21 protein-coding genes are annotated in these 20,418 nt (G+C 69.1%); 7 read left to right on the top strand and 14 right to left on the bottom strand.

Translation table 11 applies throughout. The features are described 5' to 3' along the window. Nucleotides 1-312: 312 nt before the first annotated feature. The 4 genes from ACFU5M_RS12100 to ACFU5M_RS12085 are packed head-to-tail and all read right to left on the bottom strand — an operon-like array spanning nucleotide 313 to nucleotide 4,795. A complete protein-coding gene (locus ACFU5M_RS12100) occupies nucleotides 313-1,362 on the bottom strand; it encodes an aminotransferase class I/II-fold pyridoxal phosphate-dependent enzyme (protein ID WP_379047987.1) in 1,050 nt (349 codons plus the stop codon). After that, nucleotides 1,359-2,393 carry a 3-oxoacyl-ACP synthase III family protein gene (locus ACFU5M_RS12095; RefSeq protein WP_379047984.1) on the bottom strand — a complete coding sequence of 345 codons (1,035 nt, stop codon included), beginning with the start codon at nucleotides 2,391-2,393 and terminating at the stop codon, nucleotides 1,359-1,361. Before ACFU5M_RS12095 ends, ACFU5M_RS12100 begins: the two co-directional genes overlap by 4 nt. Nucleotides 2,394-2,400: 7 nt before the next feature. Next, complete coding sequence (locus ACFU5M_RS12090) at nucleotides 2,401-3,060, bottom strand: SRPBCC family protein (RefSeq protein ID WP_379047981.1); 660 nt, start codon at nucleotides 3,058-3,060, stop codon at nucleotides 2,401-2,403. A gap of 58 nt (nucleotides 3,061-3,118) precedes the next feature. Beyond that, nucleotides 3,119-4,795 (bottom strand): thiamine pyrophosphate-binding protein, encoded by a 1,677-nt coding sequence (locus tag ACFU5M_RS12085; protein ID WP_379047978.1) that lies wholly within the window; start codon nucleotides 4,793-4,795, stop codon nucleotides 3,119-3,121. A gap of 137 nt (nucleotides 4,796-4,932) precedes the next feature. Between ACFU5M_RS12085 and ACFU5M_RS12080 the strand changes: the two genes are divergently transcribed. Beyond that, nucleotides 4,933-5,463 carry an EXLDI protein gene (locus ACFU5M_RS12080; RefSeq protein WP_379047975.1) on the top strand — a complete coding sequence of 177 codons (531 nt, stop codon included), beginning with the start codon at nucleotides 4,933-4,935 and terminating at the stop codon, nucleotides 5,461-5,463. Nucleotides 5,464-5,528: 65 nt separating this feature from the next. Here ACFU5M_RS12080 and ACFU5M_RS12075 read toward each other — a convergent pair whose 3' ends face one another. The 3 genes from ACFU5M_RS12075 to ACFU5M_RS12065 all read right to left on the bottom strand — a co-directional run bounded on the left by ACFU5M_RS12075 (nucleotide 5,529) and on the right by ACFU5M_RS12065 (nucleotide 7,582). Continuing rightward, entirely contained in the window at nucleotides 5,529-6,272 is a 744-nt protein-coding gene (locus ACFU5M_RS12075; RefSeq protein ID WP_379047972.1) for an anti-sigma factor family protein, read from the bottom strand. Beyond that, nucleotides 6,269-6,805 (bottom strand): sigma-70 family RNA polymerase sigma factor, encoded by a 537-nt coding sequence (locus ACFU5M_RS12070; RefSeq protein ID WP_379047969.1) that lies wholly within the window; start codon nucleotides 6,803-6,805, stop codon nucleotides 6,269-6,271. The genes ACFU5M_RS12075 and ACFU5M_RS12070 overlap by 4 nt, the downstream gene beginning before the upstream one ends. A gap of 132 nt (nucleotides 6,806-6,937) precedes the next feature. Next, on the bottom strand, nucleotides 6,938-7,582 hold the full coding sequence (locus ACFU5M_RS12065) for a YqgE/AlgH family protein (protein ID WP_379047966.1): 645 nt from the start codon (nucleotides 7,580-7,582) through the stop codon (nucleotides 6,938-6,940). 136 nt (nucleotides 7,583-7,718) lie between these two features. On the opposite strand from ACFU5M_RS12065, the gene ACFU5M_RS12060 reads away from it, so the two are divergent. Then, on the top strand, nucleotides 7,719-8,480 hold the full coding sequence (locus tag ACFU5M_RS12060; protein WP_379047963.1) for a lysophospholipid acyltransferase family protein: 762 nt from the start codon (nucleotides 7,719-7,721) through the stop codon (nucleotides 8,478-8,480). A gap of 3 nt (nucleotides 8,481-8,483) precedes the next feature. On the opposite strand, the gene ACFU5M_RS12055 is transcribed toward ACFU5M_RS12060, so the two are convergent. Then, nucleotides 8,484-8,795 carry a GNAT family N-acetyltransferase gene (locus tag ACFU5M_RS12055; protein ID WP_063051981.1) on the bottom strand — a complete coding sequence of 104 codons (312 nt, stop codon included), beginning with the start codon at nucleotides 8,793-8,795 and terminating at the stop codon, nucleotides 8,484-8,486. Nucleotides 8,796-8,952: 157 nt separating this feature from the next. Here ACFU5M_RS12055 and ACFU5M_RS12050 point away from each other — a divergent pair, with 157 nt between their 5' ends. Then, a complete protein-coding gene (locus tag ACFU5M_RS12050; RefSeq protein ID WP_379047959.1) occupies nucleotides 8,953-10,542 on the top strand; it encodes an alpha/beta hydrolase in 1,590 nt (529 codons plus the stop codon). Between the two features lie 166 nt (nucleotides 10,543-10,708). Beyond that, nucleotides 10,709-11,833: a glycerate kinase gene (locus ACFU5M_RS12045; RefSeq protein ID WP_379047956.1), complete on the top strand. Its 1,125-nt coding sequence runs from the start codon at nucleotides 10,709-10,711 to the stop codon at nucleotides 11,831-11,833. A gap of 137 nt (nucleotides 11,834-11,970) precedes the next feature. Here ACFU5M_RS12045 and ACFU5M_RS12040 read toward each other — a convergent pair whose 3' ends face one another. Continuing rightward, nucleotides 11,971-12,321: a winged helix-turn-helix transcriptional regulator gene (locus ACFU5M_RS12040; RefSeq protein WP_379047953.1), complete on the bottom strand. Its 351-nt coding sequence runs from the start codon at nucleotides 12,319-12,321 to the stop codon at nucleotides 11,971-11,973. A gap of 146 nt (nucleotides 12,322-12,467) precedes the next feature. On the opposite strand from ACFU5M_RS12040, the gene ACFU5M_RS12035 reads away from it, so the two are divergent. Continuing rightward, nucleotides 12,468-13,346 (top strand): NAD(P)-dependent oxidoreductase, encoded by an 879-nt coding sequence (locus tag ACFU5M_RS12035; RefSeq protein WP_379047950.1) that lies wholly within the window; start codon nucleotides 12,468-12,470, stop codon nucleotides 13,344-13,346. A gap of 348 nt (nucleotides 13,347-13,694) precedes the next feature. Further along, the gene (locus tag ACFU5M_RS12030; RefSeq protein WP_379047947.1) at nucleotides 13,695-14,141 is read left to right on the top strand and encodes a nitroreductase family deazaflavin-dependent oxidoreductase; all 447 of its coding nucleotides are present in this window, start codon (nucleotides 13,695-13,697) and stop codon (nucleotides 14,139-14,141) included. 2 nt (nucleotides 14,142-14,143) lie between these two features. Here the strand turns inward: ACFU5M_RS12030 and aroQ are convergent, their stop codons facing one another. Both aroQ and ACFU5M_RS12020 read right to left on the bottom strand, forming a co-directional pair. Then, nucleotides 14,144-14,593, bottom strand: coding sequence for a type II 3-dehydroquinate dehydratase (gene aroQ / locus ACFU5M_RS12025; RefSeq protein ID WP_040871089.1), 450 nt, complete (start codon nucleotides 14,591-14,593; stop codon nucleotides 14,144-14,146). Nucleotides 14,594-14,644: 51 nt separating this feature from the next. After that, nucleotides 14,645-15,244, bottom strand: a complete 600-nt coding sequence (locus tag ACFU5M_RS12020; RefSeq protein WP_379047943.1) for a hypothetical protein — start codon at nucleotides 15,242-15,244, stop codon at nucleotides 14,645-14,647. A gap of 376 nt (nucleotides 15,245-15,620) precedes the next feature. On the opposite strand from ACFU5M_RS12020, the gene ACFU5M_RS12015 reads away from it, so the two are divergent. Next, nucleotides 15,621-17,300: an NTF2-like N-terminal transpeptidase domain-containing protein gene (locus ACFU5M_RS12015; RefSeq protein WP_379047940.1), complete on the top strand. Its 1,680-nt coding sequence runs from the start codon at nucleotides 15,621-15,623 to the stop codon at nucleotides 17,298-17,300. Here ACFU5M_RS12015 and ACFU5M_RS12010 read toward each other — a convergent pair whose 3' ends face one another. The 3 genes from ACFU5M_RS12010 to ACFU5M_RS12000 are packed head-to-tail and all read right to left on the bottom strand — an operon-like array spanning nucleotide 17,301 to nucleotide 20,326. Further along, on the bottom strand, nucleotides 17,301-17,672 hold the full coding sequence (locus tag ACFU5M_RS12010) for a DUF3054 domain-containing protein (protein WP_379047937.1): 372 nt from the start codon (nucleotides 17,670-17,672) through the stop codon (nucleotides 17,301-17,303). 46 nt (nucleotides 17,673-17,718) lie between these two features. After that, on the bottom strand, nucleotides 17,719-18,801 hold the full coding sequence (locus tag ACFU5M_RS12005; protein ID WP_379047932.1) for a YbhN family protein: 1,083 nt from the start codon (nucleotides 18,799-18,801) through the stop codon (nucleotides 17,719-17,721). Nucleotides 18,802-18,805: 4 nt separating this feature from the next. Next, nucleotides 18,806-20,326 carry an adenylate/guanylate cyclase domain-containing protein gene (locus tag ACFU5M_RS12000; protein WP_379048032.1) on the bottom strand — a complete coding sequence of 507 codons (1,521 nt, stop codon included), beginning with the start codon at nucleotides 20,324-20,326 and terminating at the stop codon, nucleotides 18,806-18,808. Nucleotides 20,327-20,418 lie beyond the last annotated feature (92 nt).

Below are 20,418 nucleotides of genomic sequence, written 5' to 3'. Positions count from 1 at the left end.
AGGGTGTGGTGCCGGTCATCGGTCACCGCGGATGCGCGTCGGCAGGGTGTGGTGCCGGTCATCGGTCACCGCGGATGCGCGTCGGCAGGGTGTGGTGCCGGTCATCGGTCACCGCGGATGCGCGTCGGCAGGGTGTGGTGTCGGCGCGGCGATCGTGCTGACGGGGTGTGGTGCCGCGGCGCGGCGCGTGCTGACGGGGTGTGGTGCCGCGGCGCGGCGCGTGCTGAGGGGGTGTGGTGCTGAGCGTCTTCGCGTACCCGCAGCAGGCGCGCGGCGGCACGAGGCCGCACGTCTGGTCTGGGTGACGGCAAGTTATAGCGTTACCCTGGGCGGACCCGAAGTCAGAGCTTCGAGCACCGCACGGTCGGCCGCAGGATCGCCCACGGCGATGCGGGCGCTTCCGTCGGGGTAGCACTTCGCGGCTATGCCCGCGCGGCGTAGCGCGGTGGTCGTGCCGGGGCCGGGGACGAACAGGAAGTTGGCGCGGCTCTCCGGTACCGCGAATCCGCGAGCCACCAGTGCGGCACGGAGTGCGTCTCGTTCCTCGGTGATGCGCAGGGTGCGTGCGGCGAGTTCGGGCTCGGCGGCATAGGAGGCGGTGACCGCGGCCACCGCCGCCGCGCTCAGCCCGAAGGGGAGTTGCAGCTTGCCCACGCGCGCGATCAGCTCGGGGTTGCCGAAGGCGTAACCGATCCGCAGCCCGGCCAGGCCGTACGCCTTCGAGAAGGTCCGCAGGACGAGCAGGCCGGGGTGCTTCGCGATCAGTGCCAGCGGGTCGACATACTCGGCCGCGCCGAGGAATTCGACGTACGCCTCATCGAGAATCACCGGGACCCGGGCGGGCAGGCCGGACAGGAACGCCTTCAGCTCGTCCGCCGGAATCACCGTTCCGGTGGGGTTGTGCGGACGGCACACCACGACCAGAGCGGTGCGCCGGTCGATGGCGCGGCGCATCGCCCGCAAATCCTGATTCCCGGTCGCGTCCAACGGCACCGGCACCGCGTCGAGGCCGGTCATCTCGGCCATGATCGGATATCCGTCGAAGGTCGGCGCGCTGTAGACGATCTGCGCTCCCGGCGTGGTCAGCGTCTGCAGGATCTGCAGGGCCACGCCGGTCGCCCCCGAGCCGACCACCACCTGATCCGCCCGCACACCCACATGCCGGGCGATCAGCGACGGCAGCCGACGCGGCAGGAACTCCGGGTATCGGTTGGCCTGAGCCAGTGCCAGGTGCACCGCCCGCAGCACCGAGGGAAGCGGGGGGAACGGGTTCTCACTCAAGGTGAGGTCGAAACGGGGCGCCACCCGGGGCGCCGGGAGCCTGCGGGAGGGCCGGGTGCCGTCGACGACGCGCACGCTCATCGCGCCGCTCCCCAGCGAACGGCGGCCGCGCCCGCGAAGTCGCCCGCGTGCGCGAACCCCGCCATCAGCACCAGCGAGCCGTTGGCCAGTCGTCCCGCCCGGTTCTCCACGTCCAGGGTCACCGGGATACCGGCGGCGAACAGGTTCCCGCAGGAGTCGAAGGTGTCGGGGTGCCGCTGCGGTGGAAGCTCCAGCGCGTCGTGCCAGTTGCGCAGGAACAGCCGGTTCGGCTGGTTGGTGACGAACGTGTCGACGTCGCGTCCCCGCACGCCGATCCGGTCGCACACCGCCAGAGCCACTTCCGGAACCAGTCGATTGCCGCGCGAGAACACCTTGGCAACCTTGGACTCGGTGAAGCTGACGCACGCCTGGCCCTCGCCCGGCTCCCAGTACTTGCGCTCACCATGGGTGGAGAAGGCCATGTCCCCGGCGAATTCGGGATAGGTGCGGCATTCGACGTCGATGATCGGAGCGCTGTCGTCCTTGCGCAGCAGTCCCACACCGCAGCCGTCGCCGGGCACCGGCGCCTGGGCCAGCTTGCGGATCTCGGACTGGGTGAACACCGGTCCCGCGCAGTTCTGGGTGGCCACGATCAACGCGGTGCGGGCGGAGGTGGTCTGCAAGATCATGCGGGCCATCGCCATCATGTGCACGAACGCCGCGCAGCCGCCGTTGTGTACGTCGTAGGCGTAGGAGGGACGGATGCCGAGCCGCCGAGCCACCTCGGGGCCGCAGCCGAGCACCGGATTGTCCGGCAGCTGGGTGTGCGTGATCAGGACGTCGATCTCGGCGATCGCGTCGGCGCCGTTGCGTTCGATCAGCGGTGCGACGGCGCGCTCGACCATGTCGACCGCGGTCTCGTCGCGCGCCACGTGGTGGCGGCCTTTGGGTGCGCGGAACATGACGTTCTTCGCCATCCGGTCCGAGCGGGCGAACTGGGTGAAGTATTCGGTGCCGACCGGATCGCCGGGCAGGTAACTGGCCACGTCGACGAGGCTGACCGGCGGCAGGCCGGAATTGTTGTGCTGCATGGTGCTCTCACTTCATCCAGTCGGGCTTGACGGGCAGGCCGTGCGCGGCCCGGTACTCGCAGATGGCCTTGAGGTTGTCCATCTCCAGTTGATGACCCGCGGAGAACATCTCCCAGAAGTCGCCGACCCACTCCGGGCGCTCCGGCGGCGCGATATCGGGGAAGGGGTTCTCGTCGTAGAAGGGGTGCTTGCAGTTCACCCACAGCACCACCGAACCGGGCTTGTCGAACACCACTTGGGCATCGATCACGCGCAGCAGGTAGATCATCCACAAGTGCTTGCTCTGGTCCCACGCGCAGTGGTAATCGACCGTCATCGCGTCGGCGTTCGCGACGGTACGGGTGAAGATCTCGGTCTCCGCGCCCAGCCGGTCGTAGGCCAGCCAGAGTCCGGGTTCCCCGGTCTCGACGAACCCGCGCAGGCCGTAGGTCCATTCCTCCATCGACCGGGGGTCGGCGAGGTATTCGTAGACTTCGCGCGGCGGCGCGGCGATGTACCCCTGCACCGGACAGTATTCGCCGTAGATCTGGTCGTGCGGATACACCGATCGCAGCATGTCCACGATGATCGGCTCGGTCGCCTCCTTGTCGGAGTTCTCGATGCGGAGCACGCCGGGCAACCCGTCGTCCGGAATATCGCTGAGGGCGGGGAGGGAACTGGTGGTCATGCTGATCTCCTCTTGGCAGGCATGGGCGCGGCACCGTTGCCGGCGAAGCGGGTGTTCATTACTGGTTCCGGGATTGCTCGACGGTGGTCAGGAAGGGCAGGAACGGGGGAATCTCGTCGGGGTCGCATTCGATCGAGAGGAACGACGGACCCGCGGTTTCCAGGCAGCGCCGCAGCGTGGCGGCGAGATCACCGACGGTGTGCACCGAGAACGCGGGCAGGTCGGGGAACATCGCGGCGACGCCCGCGCCCAGGTGGGCCGGACGGAACCGGTTGAAGCTGTAGCGATCCCGGTAGTACAGCTGCTCCCTGGTCACGCACATGGCGTGCGCGTTGTTGTTCAGTACCACGAAGGTGACCGGCAGGGCGTGCTCGATCGCGGTGTGCAGCTCCATGCCGTGCATGTAGAACGAGCCGTCACCGGCGATGACCACCGTCCGCCGGGCGACATCCGCTCGCGCGAACGCGGACCCGATACCCGCGCCGAACGCGTAACCCATCCCGCCCATGCCGAGGGCTACCACGAACCGCCCGTTCCGTGGGACGCGCAGATGGTGCACGACGGCCGCGCCGGTGTTGCCCGCGTCGGCGAAGACGTCGGTGCCCTCGGGCAAGACGGCATCGATCGTCTCGACCACGTCCCGGTAGCGCAGCCCGGGACCGGAGGAGGCGGGCACGCGCAGGGAAGTCAGCGGTGGCGCCGCGTGCACGCGTTCGGGGCCGGTACTCCCGTCGTCCAGTTCGTCGGCGAGTTCGGCGAGCGTTCGCGCGAGATCGGTACTGGTCGCGTGGATGGCGGGCAGGTAGGGCGGCGCCACGCCGATGCTCGCGACCGTCCTGTCGGTGAGCGCGGTCTCCGTGCCGGCGCGGGCCGTGACCGGCAACCGGGTGCCGACCAGCAGGCACATGGCAGCGGAACGAATGGCCGCCGACAGCTCGGGGTGACCCATGGTGCCCGCGACACCGCAGAAGGCCGGATCGGTGTTGTCGTAGGTGTCCTTCGCGTCCGGTGCGACCCCCACTGCGGCCTCCAGTGCGGTGGCCAGCCGGGCCAGCTCGGCGCGCGCGTCGTCGCGCGCGACCTGGTCACCCGCGATGATCACGATCTTGCCGGTGTGCCGGGCCGTGGTCAGCGCGGCGCGCACGCGCGCGATTCCGGCCTGGTCGGACCGATGCGTTCTCGGGCCGGGGCGGAACGGGGCGACGGTGCCCGAGTCGGCCTGCTGCACGTCTTTGGGCAGCAGCAGTACCGCCGGGCCGCCGTGCCGGGCGGCCCGTACCGCCCGGTCCAGCTGATCCGGCAGGTCCGCGGCCGATTCCACCCGGGCGCAATAGGTGCTGACCGTGCTGAAGAGGCGGACCGCATCGATGGCCCCGGCGCGTCCGCTGGTGTCCTGGAACGCGCCGTTGCCCTCCAGGGAGGTCGGCGGCTGGCCGACCAGTGCGAGTACCGGCACGCGCGACGCGAACGATTCGGCGAGTCCGGCGACGAGATTCATCGCGCCACCGCCGGAGGTCGCCGCGACCACGCCGAGTCTCCCGGTAGTGCGGGCGTACCCGTCGGCCATGGTGGCCGCGGAGAACTCGTGTTTGGCGACCACCCCGGTGACGTGCTCCGGCGCGTCGAAGATCGCGTCGTACAGGTCCTCGATATTGGCGCCGTCCACCCCGAAGATGTGTCGCGCGCCCAACGCCGAGACCGCTTGCACCAGATGGTCCACGACCCGAGTCCGCATCGGCACTCCTTTCCGCTGGCGACAAATCGACTGCGTACAGGAGTGATACGGACCGGACCGCCGAACGGTTCAACGCCGGTTCAAGTGCAGCGGCCGACAGCCTTGCGTGTACGTATACATCTACGTATAGTTGGAACATGCCCAACAAGACGATTTACGTTGCGGATGACGACCTCCCGCTGTTCCAGCGCGCGCAAGAGTTGGTCGGCGGCAACCTCTCGGGAGCGGTGGTCACGGCATTGCGCCGGTTCATCGAACTCGAGGAAGGTCGGCTGGAGGGCTACGACGAGATCGTGGCCAAGGTCGGGCGCGACGGTGTGCGCCAAGTCCGCTTCTCCGGCACTCTGCTCGGGGAGTGGCACGAGGTCAACGATACGCGGATCGAGCACATCCAGGTGTATCGCAGCCGTAAGGGCAAATACGTGATGCACGCTCAGTACTCGAACTGGGACGAATATCCCGCCGACGCGGGTACGAACTGGCTCAAGGACTGGCGGGACCCGAAGAGCTGGCGCCGCCTGCTCGGCGTCGGGCAACAGGATTGGGGTGACTTCCTCTTCGTGGTCGTCGATTCCCTCGACGAGTTGAAGGGGCAGCTGCCCGACAAGCTCTACCGGCGGGTGGTCGACGTGGCCGAGGGGCCGAAGATCGAGGATCTGGACATCTGACCGAAAATCTCGGTACGCGGACGATCCCCCGCAGGGCAGTGCCTCGCGGGGGATCGGCCGATCGGTCAGACCGTGCCGGTCAGCAGCACCTTCCCGGTGTTCGCCGCGCGGATCTCCACCGAGCGAACCTGATCGGGCGCGCCGTCGATGGTCCGGTCGATGGTCAGTTCGGTGCCGGGGCCCGCGGGCCACTCGTCGAGTTTCTGCTGCTGGCCGCTGGTGCTGGTGACGTACAGCGCGAGATTCCAGTTGTAGCGCAACTGCTCGCCGGGGGGATAGCTGCAGGACATCACGAGCCGCGTCCGGTCGCCCGCCGGGAGGAGCTTGAAGCTCGCCGAGACCGGCGTCGGCTCGAGCGGAGTCAGTTGGCGTTCGACGAACGCCTGCTCGCTGGTGCCCGGCTCCTGCGCGTCGTCCGATCCGGACACCGAGACCGCGATCGGGACCGCGATCGCCACCGCGGCCGCGGCCGAGGCCACCGCGATGCCGGCCGACCTCCATCCGCTGCGGCGGCGGCGTCGTTCGGCCGCGTCGGCGAGCCGCGGTGGCGGCGGGAGTGATGGCATGGGCGGGGGCGGGGGCGCCGCCGCGAACTCGCCGGTGTGCGCGGACGGCTCGATCATCGCGAGCGCGATGTCGGTCTCCACTAGGGCGAGCATGCCCGGCAGGCCCGCGAGTTCGGCCACGGCCGCCCGGCAGTCGGGGCAGGCGTCGAGGTGGCTCTCGTACTGCAGGCGCTCGTCGCGAGTGAGGGAGCCGAGCACGTACGGGGCGTCCCACGTGCTGAAGTCGTCGGTGATGTCCGTCATTGATTCGTCACCCCCATCTCCTGTAGTGCCAGGCGCAATGCGCGCATACCGTAATGCATCCGGGACTTCACCGTGCCCGGTGGGACGTCGAGTTCCTCGGCGATCTGGTGTGTGGACAGCCCCCGGTAGTAGGCCCGCACGATCACCTCGCGGTGGTCGGCGCTGAGCTTGCCGAGGGCATCGGCGATCAGCCAGCCGTCCAGCGCGCGATCGGACTGGTCCGGGGCCGCCCGTTCGGGTGGGCTGTCGGTGCGGAACTCGCGCCTGCTGCGGGCGCTGCGGTGCTCATCCACGGCGAGATTGCGCGCCACGGTGAACAGCCACGCCCGCGCCGACGTGGTGGATTGATCCAAGACGTTCGGCCGTTGCCAGGCCCGCAGCAATGTTTCCTGCACGATGTCCTCTGCCCGTCCCCGGTCTCGAACCAAGCCGAGCGTGTACCGCCACAGGGCGGCGGCGTGTTCCTGATAAAGCGTCCGCATCAAGTCGGATTGATCGTCGGGCCGACCCGTCTCGCCACCTACCTTGCGCACAACCGCATACCTCTCCGCTCGAATTGCGGCGCCGGTCGGTGGGCGCACCCGATGCGTCACCCATGCTCTCGCCGGTTCAGTTGTCGTGTCTCATGTCGCGTCTCCTTCGGTCCCTTCGAGGAGTACACGGTCTCAGTTGCGTTCGAGTTCAATCGGGTGTGAAGCGAGCAAGGACAGCGGGAGCGGCTGGCGGCGCAGCACATGCGCCCACAGGTCCGGGCGGCCCGAGCTGATCGGGTCGGACGGCAGCGCCGACACCACGATCCAGTCGTCGTTCTCCAGCTCGCCCTCCAGTTGCCCGAAGGTCCAGCCCGCGTAGCCCGCGAAGATCCGGATGCCCTCGACGAGCGGGGTGACCCGCTCGGGATCGGCGTCCAGGTCGACCAGGACGACGCGACCGTCGATGCGCCGCAACCCGGGGACGCCCTCGATCCGCGCGCCCACCCGGACGGTGCCCAGGCACAGCGCGGCGTCCCGTTTCACCGGGCCGCCGATGAACAGCGTGCGTGGCGCCGCGACCGCTTCCGACCAGCGCGGCAGCACCTCGTGCACGGCCGTGTCGCTCGGGCGGTTGAGTACCACGCCGAGGCTGCCCGCCTCGTTGTGCTCGATGATGTAGACGACGGTGCGCCGGAAGGTGGGTTCGACCAGTTCGGTGGACGACACCAGCAGTGTTCCGGCACGAACCACCTGCTCACCGTGCCGGAACTCGCGTCGCCTGCGATCTCCGTGCCCGCCGCGAGTCTTCCGATCGTCCGGGTCTTCTGCGCGTGCCACTCCGACATCATCGCAGCTGTTCGCCCACAATGCGCCTTCTGCGGCCGACTTCTGTGTTCCGGATTTGCCGGGCCGGTCGTGGACGGACGACGGACGCCGCGTCGCGCTACCGGCGCCACATCGTAGAGTCCAGGTCATGGAACCGCCCGAGGTGCGCCTCGAGAACAGCGACACCGTGTACGACTTCTACCGCGATCATCGCCAGAACCGCTGGAAAGCCTGGGGGGCCTACGCCGTTCTCGGCCGCCGCTACCACCCACGCGTCACCTACTCGGAGGGCGCGCGCGCCGCGCTCCGCACGGTGGTCGGGCAGAACCGCCCGTTGCTCATCGCGATCAACCATCTCTCCGAGAGCGATCCCTACACCGTGGCCGCGGCCGCGTGGCGCAGCGGACTACGGCGGGTGATCGGCCGGGTGCGCGTGCTGGCCAAGGACGAACTGTTCGTCGATCCCGATCAGCGCCGCAAGATCGACATGATGGGCGGCATCCCGGTGTTCCGCGGCAAGGACCACGGCATCCGCGCGGTGAACGCCGCGGGCCAGCGCATGATGGACATCTGCGCGGAACGGATGGCCCGCGGCGACGGCATCGCGGTCTTCCCCGAGGGCACCTGCAACGACGTGGACCCGGCCCGCGTGCAAGCGGTGGGCAGCGGCATCGGGCACATCGCCTTCCGGGCGATGAAGCTCGGCGCCGAGCCCGTGCTGGTGTCGATGGCGCTGAGCTACGGCCCGCGCCGGGACCCGGCGGTACGGCCGACGAAGGAGGACGCCAAGGGGGCCAGCTTCCACTTCGGTGTCCCTGTGCTCGAGCTGCCGCCCCGGCCCGGTGACATCGCCCGGCTGGTGCGGACCGATTTGCAGAAGGCGCTCGACGCCGCTGTCGCGGCGTACTGAGGGCTACTGCGGCAGGTTCAGCCGGTCGCGCGCCCAGTGCGGCACCATCGTGAGGTATTCGGGGCGGGTCTCGATGAAGTGGTGGACCGTCCGGCACATGGGCAGCGCGCCGAGCGCGTCGTCGCGGGTGCTGTTCAGAGCGGTCTCGACCAACAGCCGCGCATAGCCCTGGCCCTCGTAGCGCGGGTAGATCTCGGTGTGCACGAACGCGCGCTCGGAGGCCGTGTCCTGGTATTCGGCGTAGCCGGCGATCGCACCGTCGACGTAGATCTCGAAGCGTTCCAGTGCGGTGTTGTTGCTGACCTCGGTCGACATGGCTCGACGCTACTCTGTGCCCCGGTGTCCGGGTAAATCACACGCCCGACCGGGCGGAATCCCGCCACCGACTTGTCTGTCCCGGCGGGCCTGCGCAGAATGCTCTTGGTCGGGTCCGTCGTCGCGCGCGAGCGGGCAGGCTCGGGGAGGTACGAAAATGATGAGGACACCGCGGGTTTCGCGGGTCGCGGCCACCATAGTCGCCGCAGGCCTGCTCGGCGGATCGATCGTCACCGGCGTCGCGGACGCCGCGCCGGGAGTCGTCTTCGGCCAGTGCCCGGAGGGAGCCGTGCCCGCGGATCGGGGCGTGCGCTGCGCCGTCGTCAGCGTGCCGATGAACTACGCCGACCCGAACGGGACCGCGATCGAGCTGACCGTCAGCCGGATCGCCGCCACGGGCGAGCGGGAGGGGGTCCTGTTCGCCAACCCCGGCGGTCCCGGTGCGGACGCGCTGGACTATTGGGCGCGCCGGGTGGAGATGTTCCCCGCCGGGCTCGCCGAGCACTACGACCGGATCGCCGTCCAGCCGCGCGGTCTGCGCTGGGCGACGCCGCTGGAATGCGCAACGAGCAGCAAGAACGAGCAGGGCCGCCAGGTCTCCCTCGGCGGTGGCAACCGTGACGAGATCAAAAAGGCTTGCGACGCGGCGCAACCCGGTTACCTCGACGCCATCACCACCGAGAACACCGCGCGCGACATCGACGCCGTGCGCGCCGCGCTCGGGCTGGAGCGGATCGGCTACTTGGGCACGTCCTACGGCACCTATCTCGGCGCGGTGTACGCGGCGCTGTTCGGTGACCGGGTGGATCGGATGGTCCTGGACTCCAACGTCAACCCGGATTGGGTGTGGACCGAGGAGTTCGCCCAGCAGCAGGTCGCGGGTAAACAGCGCCTGGACGACTTGTTCGCCTGGATCGCCGAAAACGACGCCGAATACCACTTGGGCGACACCGCACTGCAGGTCTACCGCACCTGGGTCCGGTTGGCGGCGGCGCAGGGCGGCGGCTGGTACGCCAACCTGACCCCGCCGCCCGCGAGCATCGGTGACCTGCCCGGCGCGCTGCCCGAGCCGCTGGCCGAGATCGCCAGGGACGGTTACACCGGCAGCGTCGAGCAACTCGGCAAACTGCAGAACCTGTTGCGCACTCTGGTCAGCGGCGGCGTCTCCGCGCAGGTGCCGTTGCTCGGCGCGACCACCGTGGCCACCTATACCCGCACCTTCTGGCCGATCTTCGCCCGCGCGATGGCCGACGCCGCGGCCGATCCGGCGAACGTGCAGCGTTTGCGGGCCATCGAGGGCGCGACCTCCACCGACCCCACCGGGCGGTGGGTGTTCAGCGCGATCACCTGCAACGAGAACGCCGTGCCCGGCAGGCCGGAACTGCTCGGCGCCGCGGTCGGCACCATAGCCTCCGGCGGCAACGCCATGGACGCGCGCGCCGACCTGGTGCGCTCGGGAATGGCCTGCGGTTCCTGGAAACCCGTGGCGAAGCCGGTGCCGATCACGGGGGTGGGGCTGCGCTCCCCGCCGCTGGTGCTGCAAAGCCGTCACGACGCGCTGACGAAGTACGAGGGCGGCCCGGCGATGGCCGCGGCACTGGGCGGCACGCTGGTCGTCGTCGAGGGTGGTGATCACGGCACGTTCGGTCGCGGCAATCCGGCGGTGGACGAGGCGGTGCTCACCTACCTGCGCACCGGGAAGGTCGACATCACCCGGGCCGATCAAGCGCCACTGCCCGCGAGCTGAGCGGCGCCGCACGCCGAGCGCGGTTCGCGGCGTCGGCCGATCGCGTCCGGGCAACGCGCGGACCTGGTCGTCGTGTCCGGTAACCGCCCCGCGCGTGGAACCCGGCGGCCGCTCACGCCGGTTGTGTCGTGGTGCGACTCGTCCGGTCGCGTCCGAGAATGTGGGGATGACACGGGCATCCGCTGCGCGAGTGATTCTCGCTCCGGACAAGTTCAAGGGGTCGCTCGCCGCGCCGGAGGTGGCGGCGGCGCTGGCTACGGGATTGCGGCGGAGCGCGCCGGATGCCGAGATCCGGCAGGTGCCGGTCGCAGACGGCGGTGACGGCACGGTCGAAGCGTTCGTCGCGGCGGGCTGGACGCGCGTCGAGGTGACCGCTCCCGGACCGACCGGTCTGCCGCATCGCACGTCGTATGCCCGGCGCGGTGCGACGGCGGTCGTCGAACTGGCCGCCGTCGTCGGACTGGCGATCTTGCCGGAGCGACGACCCGATCCGTTGCACGCGAGCACGTTCGGGCTCGGGGTCGTGCTGGCGCACGCGATGGACCACGGAATCACCGAGATCGTGCTCGGTCTCGGTGGCAGCGCCTCCACCGACGGCGGCGCGGGCATGGTGCAGGCACTCGGCGTCCGCGTTCTGGCCGCCGACGGACGGGAGTTGTCGCGCGGCGGAGCGGTTCTGGCCCACGCCGCACTGCTGGACCGTTCCGGCCTGCACCCCGGTGTCGCCCGCACGAAGTTCACGCTGGCGTGTGACGTCGACAATCCGCTACTCGGGCCGACCGGCGCCGCGGCGGTGTACGGGCCGCAGAAGGGCGCCGGGCCCGCCGAACTCGACGTCCTCGAATCCGCGCTCACCACCTGGGCGGAACTCGCAGGCCCGGCGTTCGCGCGGCTTCCCGGCGCGGGCGCGGCGGGCGGCACCGGTTTCGGCGCGCTCGCGGTGCTGGGCGCGCAGGTACGCAGCGGCATCGAGGTGGTACTCGAACTGCTCGAATTCTCTGGCCTGCTCGTGGACGCCACCCTCGTGGTCACCGGTGAGGGATCGCTCGATCAGCAGAGCTTGCACGGCAAGGCGCCGGTCGGCGTGTGCGCGGCCGCTCGCAAGGCGGACGTCCCGGTAGTCGCCGTGGCGGGCCGCACGCTGCTCGCCTCCGAGGAGATCCGGGCCGCGGGCTTCGCGGGCTGCTATGCGCTCGCCGATCTGGAACCCGACCCGGAACGCTCGATGGCCGAGGCGGCGGCACTGCTCGAACGCGTCGGAGGCCGGATCGCCGCGGAGTGGCTGGATTAGCTCGCAGAGGCTGGAGGATTGCGGTCGGTTGGTCCGGTGCCGGTCGCCCATTGCTCTTGGGGTGGATCAGCTTGTTGAGGCCAGAGGATTTGCGGTCGGTTGGTCCGGTGCCGGTCGCCCATTGCTCTTGGGGTGGATCAGCTCGCTGAGGCCAGAAGGTTCGCGGCCAGCTCGTGCCGGTGCCGATCGCCCCACTCCTCGAGCGGACGCAGCGCTGCGGCCAGTTCCTGGCCGAGCGGCGTGAGCGAGTACTCGACTCGGGGCGGGACCTCGGGGTAGACCTCGCGGTGCACCACGCCGCTGGACTCCAGATGCCGCAGGTTCTCGGCGAGGACTTTCTCACTGACCCCGTCGAGCAGCCGGCGGATCCGGCCGAAGCGCTGGGGGCCGGTGCCGAGCACCCACATCAGGTGCATCTTCCATTTGCCGCCGACGACATCGATCGCGACCGTCATGCCACACACATCGTGATCCGCGTCACTGCTCATGCCCACCGCGCTCCTCTGACCTCGTTTCGGACCTCGAGGTAAGCAACCGCACCTCGACGTTCGGTCTTCCCGACTCTACCTGCGGGAACGACGATGAATTCCGGCGCCGAAGCAAGTAACCGACGAGAACCGAAGGGACACACATCATGTCCGAGCAGACCCCCGCCCGCACTGTCTCCGTCGTCGGCCTCGGGCCGATGGGGCAGGCGATGGTCCAGGCCTTCCTGGACGCAGGCGTCGAGGTGACGGTGTGGAACCGCAGCCCCGAAAAAGTCGACGCCATGGTCGAACTCGGCGCCAAGCGCGCCGCGACCGTCGCCGACGCGCTCGACGCCAACGAGGTCACCGTGCTCAGCCTCACCCACTACGCGGCGATGTACGACGTGCTCGGCCAGGCAACCGGCCACCTGAAGGGCAAGGTGATCGCGAACCTGTCGTCCGATTCACCGGAGAAGGCGCGCGAGGGCGCGCAGTGGGTTCGCTCGCACGGCGCCGAATTCTTCTCCGGCGGCGTCATGTCGGCGGGGGACAACATCACGCATCCGGCGTCCTACATCTTCTACAGCGGCCCGCGTGCGGTGTTCGACGCGCACGCCGAGTTGCTGCGACCGTTGAGCCCGCAGGAATACCTCGGCGCGGATGACGGCCTGGCGCAGGTCTTCTACCAGGGACTCTTGACCATCTTCCACCCCTGGTTGCTCGCCTTCGACCAGGCCACCGCGATGATCGATCGCTCCGGCCACGACATCGCGGCGTTCGTCCCCTTCGCGATCCGCTCGGCCGCCGCGTTCCCGTACTTCATGGAGGAGTTCTCGGTCGCCAACCAGAACGGCGGCTGGGCCTCCCTGGCCAGTCTGAAGATGATGGACGCGGGCGCACAGCACGTCATCGACGCGAGTGAAGAAGTGGGCGTCGACGCTGTCCTCTCGCACACCGCCCAGGAGCTCTGGCGTAAGGCCGTCGCCGCCAGCGAGCAGGCGGGCACACCGGTCTCCACCTACGCCCTCCTTCGCGGCGACGCCTGACCCACCCCCACACCCGACCTCGCAGAGCCGTTCTTCGCGAGCGCACCCACACGAAGACCCAACTAAATCTGCGAGGTCGCTTTCCGGGTTGATACGCAGCCGAATGCATGCCGCTGGCCGACATCCTCTCCAGCCTCAAAACCCTTCCCGAGACAGGCGACACCCTCGCTTCATGATCAACGGCACATGGTGGAGAGACCTACTCGCGAAATGCCGCGAGCATGTGCCGTTGATCATGAACCGCAGGCTTCGGGGGTCATGTCGATGAGAGCGGTGCTCTTGACTTTGTCGCGGGTCGCGTGGAACACTTCTCTCTATAGAGAGCAGTGCTCACAACAAGGAGAAGTCATGGACCTCAGCACCCGCTATGTGGGCCCCGCCGGATTCGACGCGGTCTTCAACCGGATCGCCAACCTGCTGCCCAAGCTCGGTATCAGCGTGATGGGGTCGCGGCTGCTCGCGGTGCGCGGGCGCAAGAGCGGGGAGTGGCGCACCACGATGGTCAACCTGATGGTGCGAGAGGACGGTGCGCGCTTCCTCGTCGCGCCGCGCGGGCACACGCAGTGGGTGCGTAACCTGCGCGCGGCGGGCGGGGGCGAGTTGCGGCTCGGCCGCAAGGTCGAGACGTTCACCGCCACCGAGGTGGCCGATGCCGACAAGGTACCGCTGCTGCGCCTCTACCTGCGGAAGTGGGGCTGGGAGGTCGGCAGATTCTTCGAGGGCGTGACCAAGGACGCCACCGATGAGGAACTCGCCGCCATCGCGCCCGGGTTCCCGGTTTTCCAGCTGCGGTGAGCTCAGGCCGAACGGGCCAGGAATTCGATGGCGGCGGCGTAACCCTGAATGCCCATCCCGGCGACCACCGCGGTCGCGATGGGGGAGATGTAGGAGTGGTGCCGGAACTCCTCACGCGCGTGCACATTGCTGATGTGCACCTCGACGATGGGGAGTTCCGGAATCACCAGCGCGTCCCGTAGCGCCACCGAAGTGTGGGTGAGTCCGCCGGGATTGATCACGATGCCCGACTCGGCGCCGCGCGCCTGGTGGATGCGATCGATGAGCGCGCCTTCGGAGTTGGATTGGAAGGCGACGATCTCGCGGTCGAATCTCGCCGCGGTCCGCCGGCACAACTCGACGACGTCCTCCAGCGTCGCCGACCCGTACACCTCCGGTTGCCGGGTGCCGAGCATGTTGAGGTTCGGGCCGTTCAGAACCAGGATCGGGCCCGGCGTCGCGGTCACAGCCATGCACGGCAAGATACCGCGCCGATGCGTGCCGCTCGGGCCGGACCCGACCGGCTACAGCCCCTGTGGGCCTTCCGAGCGCAGGTCGTCGACCTTGCGCATGGCTTCGCGCAGTTCCTCCAGCCACTCCTCCGCGTGCTTGCCCGCCAGCTTCACGGTCCAGGCCAGCGCGTCGGCGCGGGAACGGGCGACACCCGCGTCGACCAAGGTGTCGAGTACCTTGCGTTCCGGCTGGCGCAGCCGGGTCATGACGGGCACGGCCAGGTGGGTGAACATGATTCGTTCCCCGTCCACCGACACGCCCCAGGCCACATTGCGCCGGTAGCGGTGCTGCGCCTCGTTCGCGATCTGCATACGGGCGGGCCGGGTGGACTCGCGGAACCGGGCGATCGCACCCTCCTTGGTCGCGCGCGGCACTTCTTCGGCCGGGACGTCGGCGTCGTCGGTCTCCGGCTTCTTCTCCGGTTGCGGGATCGCCAGCTCGCCGATGACGACGATCTCGTCCCGATCGATCTCGATCACCGGCTGGCCGGTGAACCACTCGTTCGGCAATCTTCCGGCGAACCAGTCGGGCACGTCCGACGGGTCCGGCAGGTCGGCCTGCTGCCAGCCGCCCGTTCGCCCGAAACCCCGGCCGCGGTGTGCGTTTCTCATGACGAGTCACCTACTTACTGTGCTGTGGTGCTTTCACTGATTACAAGATTACGTCGCAAATAGGGCAAGGGAGTTCCGCTGTACGCGAACGAGGGTCCGATTGCTTCGTTGCGCACCTTTCGGGGTATTTATTGATTCGAAACGTCGACCGCGGGGGTAACCGCGCGACTTTTCGGGAAGGCCGGTACGGTAGCGGCGCCGGATGCCGCCGGACGGCTGGGCGATGATCATGAAAGACCCCCCGAGATGCGAGATCCCGGGGCACAATCGGGATGCTGAGCATGGGTAACGTCCTCGCTACGGAGGCATCGCGGTCTGGTCTTTTTCGGGTACGGTGGTCTTGTTACTGGAGTGACAAGAGTGAAGAGTGGGCGACATGGACGTGTGGGGATCCCGCCGCTTTCGTGTTCGCGGCGCAATGGCACTCATGGGGGTGGCGGCGCTCGCGCTCGGGATCGGGTCGTGCGGGATACACGAGAAGCAGAACGAAGCGGAAGCGGTCGTTGAGCGCTTCACCGATCTGCTCGACGATCAGGACTACACCAAGGCGGCAGACCTGACGTCGTACCCCACCGCGGCCACAGCAACCCTCAAGCAAATGTTCACTGGGCTCCAGGGAGCGAAGGTCGACTACCGCAAGACCCAGTTCATCGGGCTCGACGCGCAGTCCGCGATCTTCAGCATGGATGTCGAGTGGAGCTTCGGCGAGCGGAAGAACTGGAACTACAGCCTCGAGGGAAATGTGCGCAAGCTGGCCATCGGCTGGCGGATCTCCTGGGAGCCCGCGGTCGTGATGCCGCAGCTCAGGCACAACCGCACCGTGCAACTGGTGCGCACCTACCCGACGCCGGCGCCGCGGGTCAACGACATCACCGGTGCGCCGCTGATGACCGAGCAGACTATCAACGTCATCAAGCTCGATCCCGGCAAGATGCCCGACCCGGTCGCGTCGACCGACGCGCTGGCCAAGGCCATCGAACCGGTCGCCCCGCTGATCACCGGCCCGTCGCTGATGCAGCAGCTGGCCACCTCGCAGGGCAAGCCGATCGTCGCGGTGAACCTGCGCGAGGGTGACTTCGAGATCCTGGAACCGCGGATGGCGCCGATTCCCGGCGTGGTGATGGAGAAGCAGCCGCGGCTGATCTCCGCCGACCGCCGGGTCTGGTCGCCGATGCTCGACGCGTTGCGCAAGGTGCAGCAGGAAAGCCAGGAGGCGCATTCCGGCTGGGGCGTGCAGCTGTTCGAACAGGACGGGCGGTTCATCACCCAGCTCGCCGGGCAGCAGGGGCCGCCGGGACCGGACATCGCAGGCACCATGGACCAGCGCTTGCAGCGTGCCGCCGAGGACGCGGTGGTCAGCGCGGCGACACAGGCCTCGATCGTGGCGATCCAGCCGTCCACCGGGGCGGTGGTCGCGGTCGCGCAGAACAGCCAGGCCAGTGAGCACGGTTCGGTGGCGTTCACCGGGCTGTATCCGGTGGGCGGCAACATGGAGTTGTTCCGCGCCGTCGCGGCGACGGCGAAGGGAAAGGCGCCACAGGACGTCTCGGTGCAGGACGCGGCCGAGGCGGCGACCGCGCTCGGCGTCGGCATCGACTTCAAGGTGCCCGGCCTCGACGAGGTGACCGGCCGTCTGGCCGTCGCGGGACGCAGCGCCGAGCAGGTGCTGCAAGGCGGTGGTTCGGACGCCGTGCTGGCCAGCCCGTTCGGCATGGCCATCGCCGCGGCCGCGATCGTGCGCGGATCGGTGCCGCCGCCGATGATCGAGGCCGGCCGCCCGAGCACCACCGACGCACCGCTCGACCCGCTGCCGCCGCAGACCGCCGACCGGCTGCGCGCCATGCTGCGCGACGCCTCCAACGCGCCGGAGCTGGCCGGCGTGCGCCGCTATCGCGACGTCGACGCGTTCGCCGCGACCGCGGGCCCGGACGGATGGTTGATCGGGGCGATGGGCGATCTGGTCTTCGCGGTCCACATCAACGACGTGGACAGCAAGGATGCGACCGCTCGGATGGCGGCCAGGATGCTGCAGGCGCTGGCCACGCCGGAGCCGTGATCACCGCACGACTTTGTACCCCGCGCGCCAGCCGAGCAGGAATACCGCGAGCACCACGCCGGCCACCAGCACGAAGCTGACCGCGGTGCCCTGCCCACCGACCACGCGCAGCAGCATGCCCCCGATCAGGGTGCAGGCCCAGATCACGACCCCGGCGGGCCACAGGGCGGCGATGTCGAATCGCGCGTCGGCCGCGGCGGCCCGCCACCTGAGCGACACGACGACGAGCCAGCCCACGACCAACCCCGTCGCGAACGGCCACACGGTGCGCAGCAGGCCGGTGAGCACCGCCTCGTCGTGGCTGCGCCTGCCGATCGCGCAGAAGACGACTACGAGCAGCGCATCGACCACGAAGGGCAGCAGTTTCCTCACGCGGGCCAGCGTAACCGGGCCTTCGCGGGCCGGGTCGCGGCGGCGGTCACAGCCGCCGCTGCTCGAATTCCTTCTCGAACTCTTCGTCGTCGGCCTGCGGGGTGCGGAACAGGAACCCGAACACGATCCAGCCGACGATCGCGACCAGGACGAAGCTCACCATCCGATAGACGAACGCCGCGGCGACCGCCTGCGCGGCGGGCAGGCCCGCGGCGGCGGTGAGACCGTAGATCAGCGTCGCGTCGACATAGACGATGCCGCCCGGCGCGAACGGGATGGACCCGACCGCCTTGCCCACGGCGAACGCGAGCAGCAGGCCGGCGATGCGCGGATCGGCGCCGACCGCGTAACAGGCCGCGCCGAGGCAGGCCACGTCGGCGAAACGGTGTATCAGCGCCCAGAGCGCCACCAAGAGACCGTCGCGCTTGCCGAGGTCTACCGATTCCAGTTGGCCGAGCATCTCCGCGATCTTGTCCGCGCCGTGCCCCGGTGGCCGTTTTCGCACCCGGTTGACCAGCGCGAGCACTCTGCGCAGCAGCGCCTCGAGCGAACCGGGATCGCGCGAGACGTGATTGCCCGCCCACACCAGCGCGACGACGGCGGTCAGCGAGAGAATCAAATTCAACGGACCTACTCGCCCGCCCGACAGCAGCGTGCCGCCGACCCCGAGCAGCGCCAAACCCACCGCCGCGACCACGCCGGAGAACACCAGCTGCCAGGAGGCGACGATCGGACTGGCGCCCCAGCGTCTGGTCTGCCGGTAGGTGAACGCGGTGGAGAACACCTGGCCCGCGGGCAAGGTCACCGACATCGCCGTCGCACCGTAGACCACCGCGACGGATTTGCGCTGATTCACCGCGATGCCGCCCGCTTTGAGCAGCTGTTTCTGCACCCTGGCGAATCCGCTCATCGACAGCGCCTGCAGCCAGATCGAGGCGGCCAGCCAACCCCAGTGGATCTCGGTGAGCTTGCGCCAGGACTCGTGCAGGCGCGGCCAGAGGTACACGCCCTCGGCGATCAGCAGGGCCAGCAGGGCCGCGCCGAGCACCCACTTCAGCCAGCGGAATCTGCCACGGCGAGAACCCGGCGTCGGCGGCGGCTCTCCTGGCAGTTCCCCGTCGGCCGTCACGCGGTCAGCCTAACGAACGCGCCGTTTCGACATCGGTATCGCCGGGCGCGTCGGCCTGTTCTCGTGGCCAGGCCAGAAGCGTTTTCCTGCGTCTGCCGCGCAGCTGTACCTCGTCGCCGGTTTCCCACTGGTCCTGCTCGCTTTCCTCGGCGAAATACAGCGCACTGCCCGAGGCCAGCGTCCGGCCGGGACGTTCTTTGGCCAGCTCGGTGAGCCGGGATGCTTCGTTGACCGGATCTCCGATCACCGTGTACTCGAAGCGGTTGGCCGCGCCGATGTTCCCCGCGACGGCCAGGCCGGCCGAAACACCGATCCCGATGTCCAGGCCGGGGACTTCCCGGAGGGTTTCGCGCAGTTCGCGCGCGGCGGCGAGCGCGGCGGTCGGCGCGTCCGGGCGGTCCAGCGGCGCGCCGAAGATGGCCAGCGCCGCGTCGCCGACGAATTTGTTGACGAAGCCGTGGTGGCGGTCGATCACGTCGACCACGATGCGGAAGAACTCGTTGAGCAGGCTCACCACCTCGGTGGGCGGCCGCTCGGCGGCGGTGGCGGTGGAGCCGACCATGTCGACGAACAGCACCGCGACGAACCGGGTCTCGCCGCCGAGTTCGGTGCCGTAGTCCAGCGCCCGCTGCGCTACTTCCTCGCCGACGTGCTGACCGAACAGCTCCTGGAGCTGGCGGCGCTTGGCGGCCTCCTCCATCATCCGGTTGAAGCCGACCTGCAGCAGCCCGATCTCGCTGCCGTCGAAGACCTCGACCTGCACGTCGCGCGCCCCGGCCTGCACCCGGTCGATGGCTTGGCTGAGCTGGCGCACCGGGTCGGAGATGCTCGAACCGGTGAGCATGGACAATGCGAGCGCCTGCATGATCACCACGCCGCACAGCAGCAGGATGGAGATGGCCAGCGACTGCGCGGAGAACTTCACATCCGAGGAGATCTGGGTGACGCACAGCAGCACGATGGCGATGGTGGGGGCGAAGGTGCCCATGCCCCAGGTCATCGCCATCCTGGTGCCGACGCCCGGGGTGAGGGTGTGGTCGAAGGTGCCCTCGGTCAGCGCTTGGGCGGCGACCGGGCGCAGGATGCGTTCGCCCAGCATGTAGGTGAAGCCGAACACGATGGTCGCGGCCATGCACTCGGTCACGATGACCGCGCCGGCCAGCGCGGGCGTGTCCTTGATGATCAGGGTGGCCAGCACGGCCCCGCCGATCAGCCATAGTGCGAGGTGCAGGATCGCTTGGCGCAGCGGTGCGTGCAGGGCGGCCATCTGCTCTTGGCGGCTCGGCGGTCCGCCGCGCATCTGCCAGCGCATCACCGGGCGCAGCATCAGCGCGGAGGCGGCCATGCTGAGCAGGCCGCCCGCCACGAAGACCACGGCCGGGATCAGCAGGCCGGTGCGCCTGGCACCGGAGGGCTCGCCCTCGGGGACGGGTAGTCCGTACTGGATGAAGGCCCACACCAGAACCGCGCCGAAAGCGTTCGCCAGCAGCATCGATGTCAGGTACAGCGGCCAGCGCGTTCGCATGGTCTGTTTGACCGCTTCCAGAGGCGCCGACACGGGGTCCAATCTAGCGTTCCGATCATGTCGGCCTGTCCGCGGCGCTGCGGGGCGGTCGC

The organism is Nocardia sp. NPDC057455 (genome assembly GCF_042802775.1).
GTDB lineage: Bacteria > Actinomycetota > Actinomycetes > Mycobacteriales > Mycobacteriaceae > Nocardia.
Note: the sequence above shows the minus strand (reverse complement) of the source record. Positions and strands in the feature narration are given on the sequence as shown.

Coding starts and splice junctions, on each gene's coding strand:
- ACFU5M_RS12035 (WP_379047950.1), top strand. CDS start 12,468: ATGTCCGAGCAGACCCCCGCCCGCACTGTCTCCGTCGTCGGCCTCGGG.
- ACFU5M_RS12050 (WP_379047959.1), top strand. CDS start 8,953: ATGATGAGGACACCGCGGGTTTCGCGGGTCGCGGCCACCATAGTCGCC.
- ACFU5M_RS12040 (WP_379047953.1), bottom strand. CDS start 12,321: ATGAGCAGTGACGCGGATCACGATGTGTGTGGCATGACGGTCGCGATC.
- ACFU5M_RS12030 (WP_379047947.1), top strand. CDS start 13,695: ATGGACCTCAGCACCCGCTATGTGGGCCCCGCCGGATTCGACGCGGTC.
- ACFU5M_RS12045 (WP_379047956.1), top strand. CDS start 10,709: ATGACACGGGCATCCGCTGCGCGAGTGATTCTCGCTCCGGACAAGTTC.
- ACFU5M_RS12085 (WP_379047978.1), bottom strand. CDS start 4,795: ATGCGGACTCGGGTCGTGGACCATCTGGTGCAAGCGGTCTCGGCGTTG.
- ACFU5M_RS12015 (WP_379047940.1), top strand. CDS start 15,621: ATGGACGTGTGGGGATCCCGCCGCTTTCGTGTTCGCGGCGCAATGGCA.
- ACFU5M_RS12060 (WP_379047963.1), top strand. CDS start 7,719: ATGGAACCGCCCGAGGTGCGCCTCGAGAACAGCGACACCGTGTACGAC.
- ACFU5M_RS12075 (WP_379047972.1), bottom strand. CDS start 6,272: ATGACGGACATCACCGACGACTTCAGCACGTGGGACGCCCCGTACGTG.
- ACFU5M_RS12000 (WP_379048032.1), bottom strand. CDS start 20,326: ATGCGAACGCGCTGGCCGCTGTACCTGACATCGATGCTGCTGGCGAAC.
- ACFU5M_RS12020 (WP_379047943.1), bottom strand. CDS start 15,244: ATGAGAAACGCACACCGCGGCCGGGGTTTCGGGCGAACGGGCGGCTGG.
- ACFU5M_RS12080 (WP_379047975.1), top strand. CDS start 4,933: ATGCCCAACAAGACGATTTACGTTGCGGATGACGACCTCCCGCTGTTC.
- ACFU5M_RS12055 (WP_063051981.1), bottom strand. CDS start 8,795: ATGTCGACCGAGGTCAGCAACAACACCGCACTGGAACGCTTCGAGATC.
- ACFU5M_RS12100 (WP_379047987.1), bottom strand. CDS start 1,362: ATGAGCGTGCGCGTCGTCGACGGCACCCGGCCCTCCCGCAGGCTCCCG.
- aroQ (WP_040871089.1), bottom strand. CDS start 14,593: ATGGCTGTGACCGCGACGCCGGGCCCGATCCTGGTTCTGAACGGCCCG.
- ACFU5M_RS12095 (WP_379047984.1), bottom strand. CDS start 2,393: ATGCAGCACAACAATTCCGGCCTGCCGCCGGTCAGCCTCGTCGACGTG.
- ACFU5M_RS12090 (WP_379047981.1), bottom strand. CDS start 3,060: ATGACCACCAGTTCCCTCCCCGCCCTCAGCGATATTCCGGACGACGGG.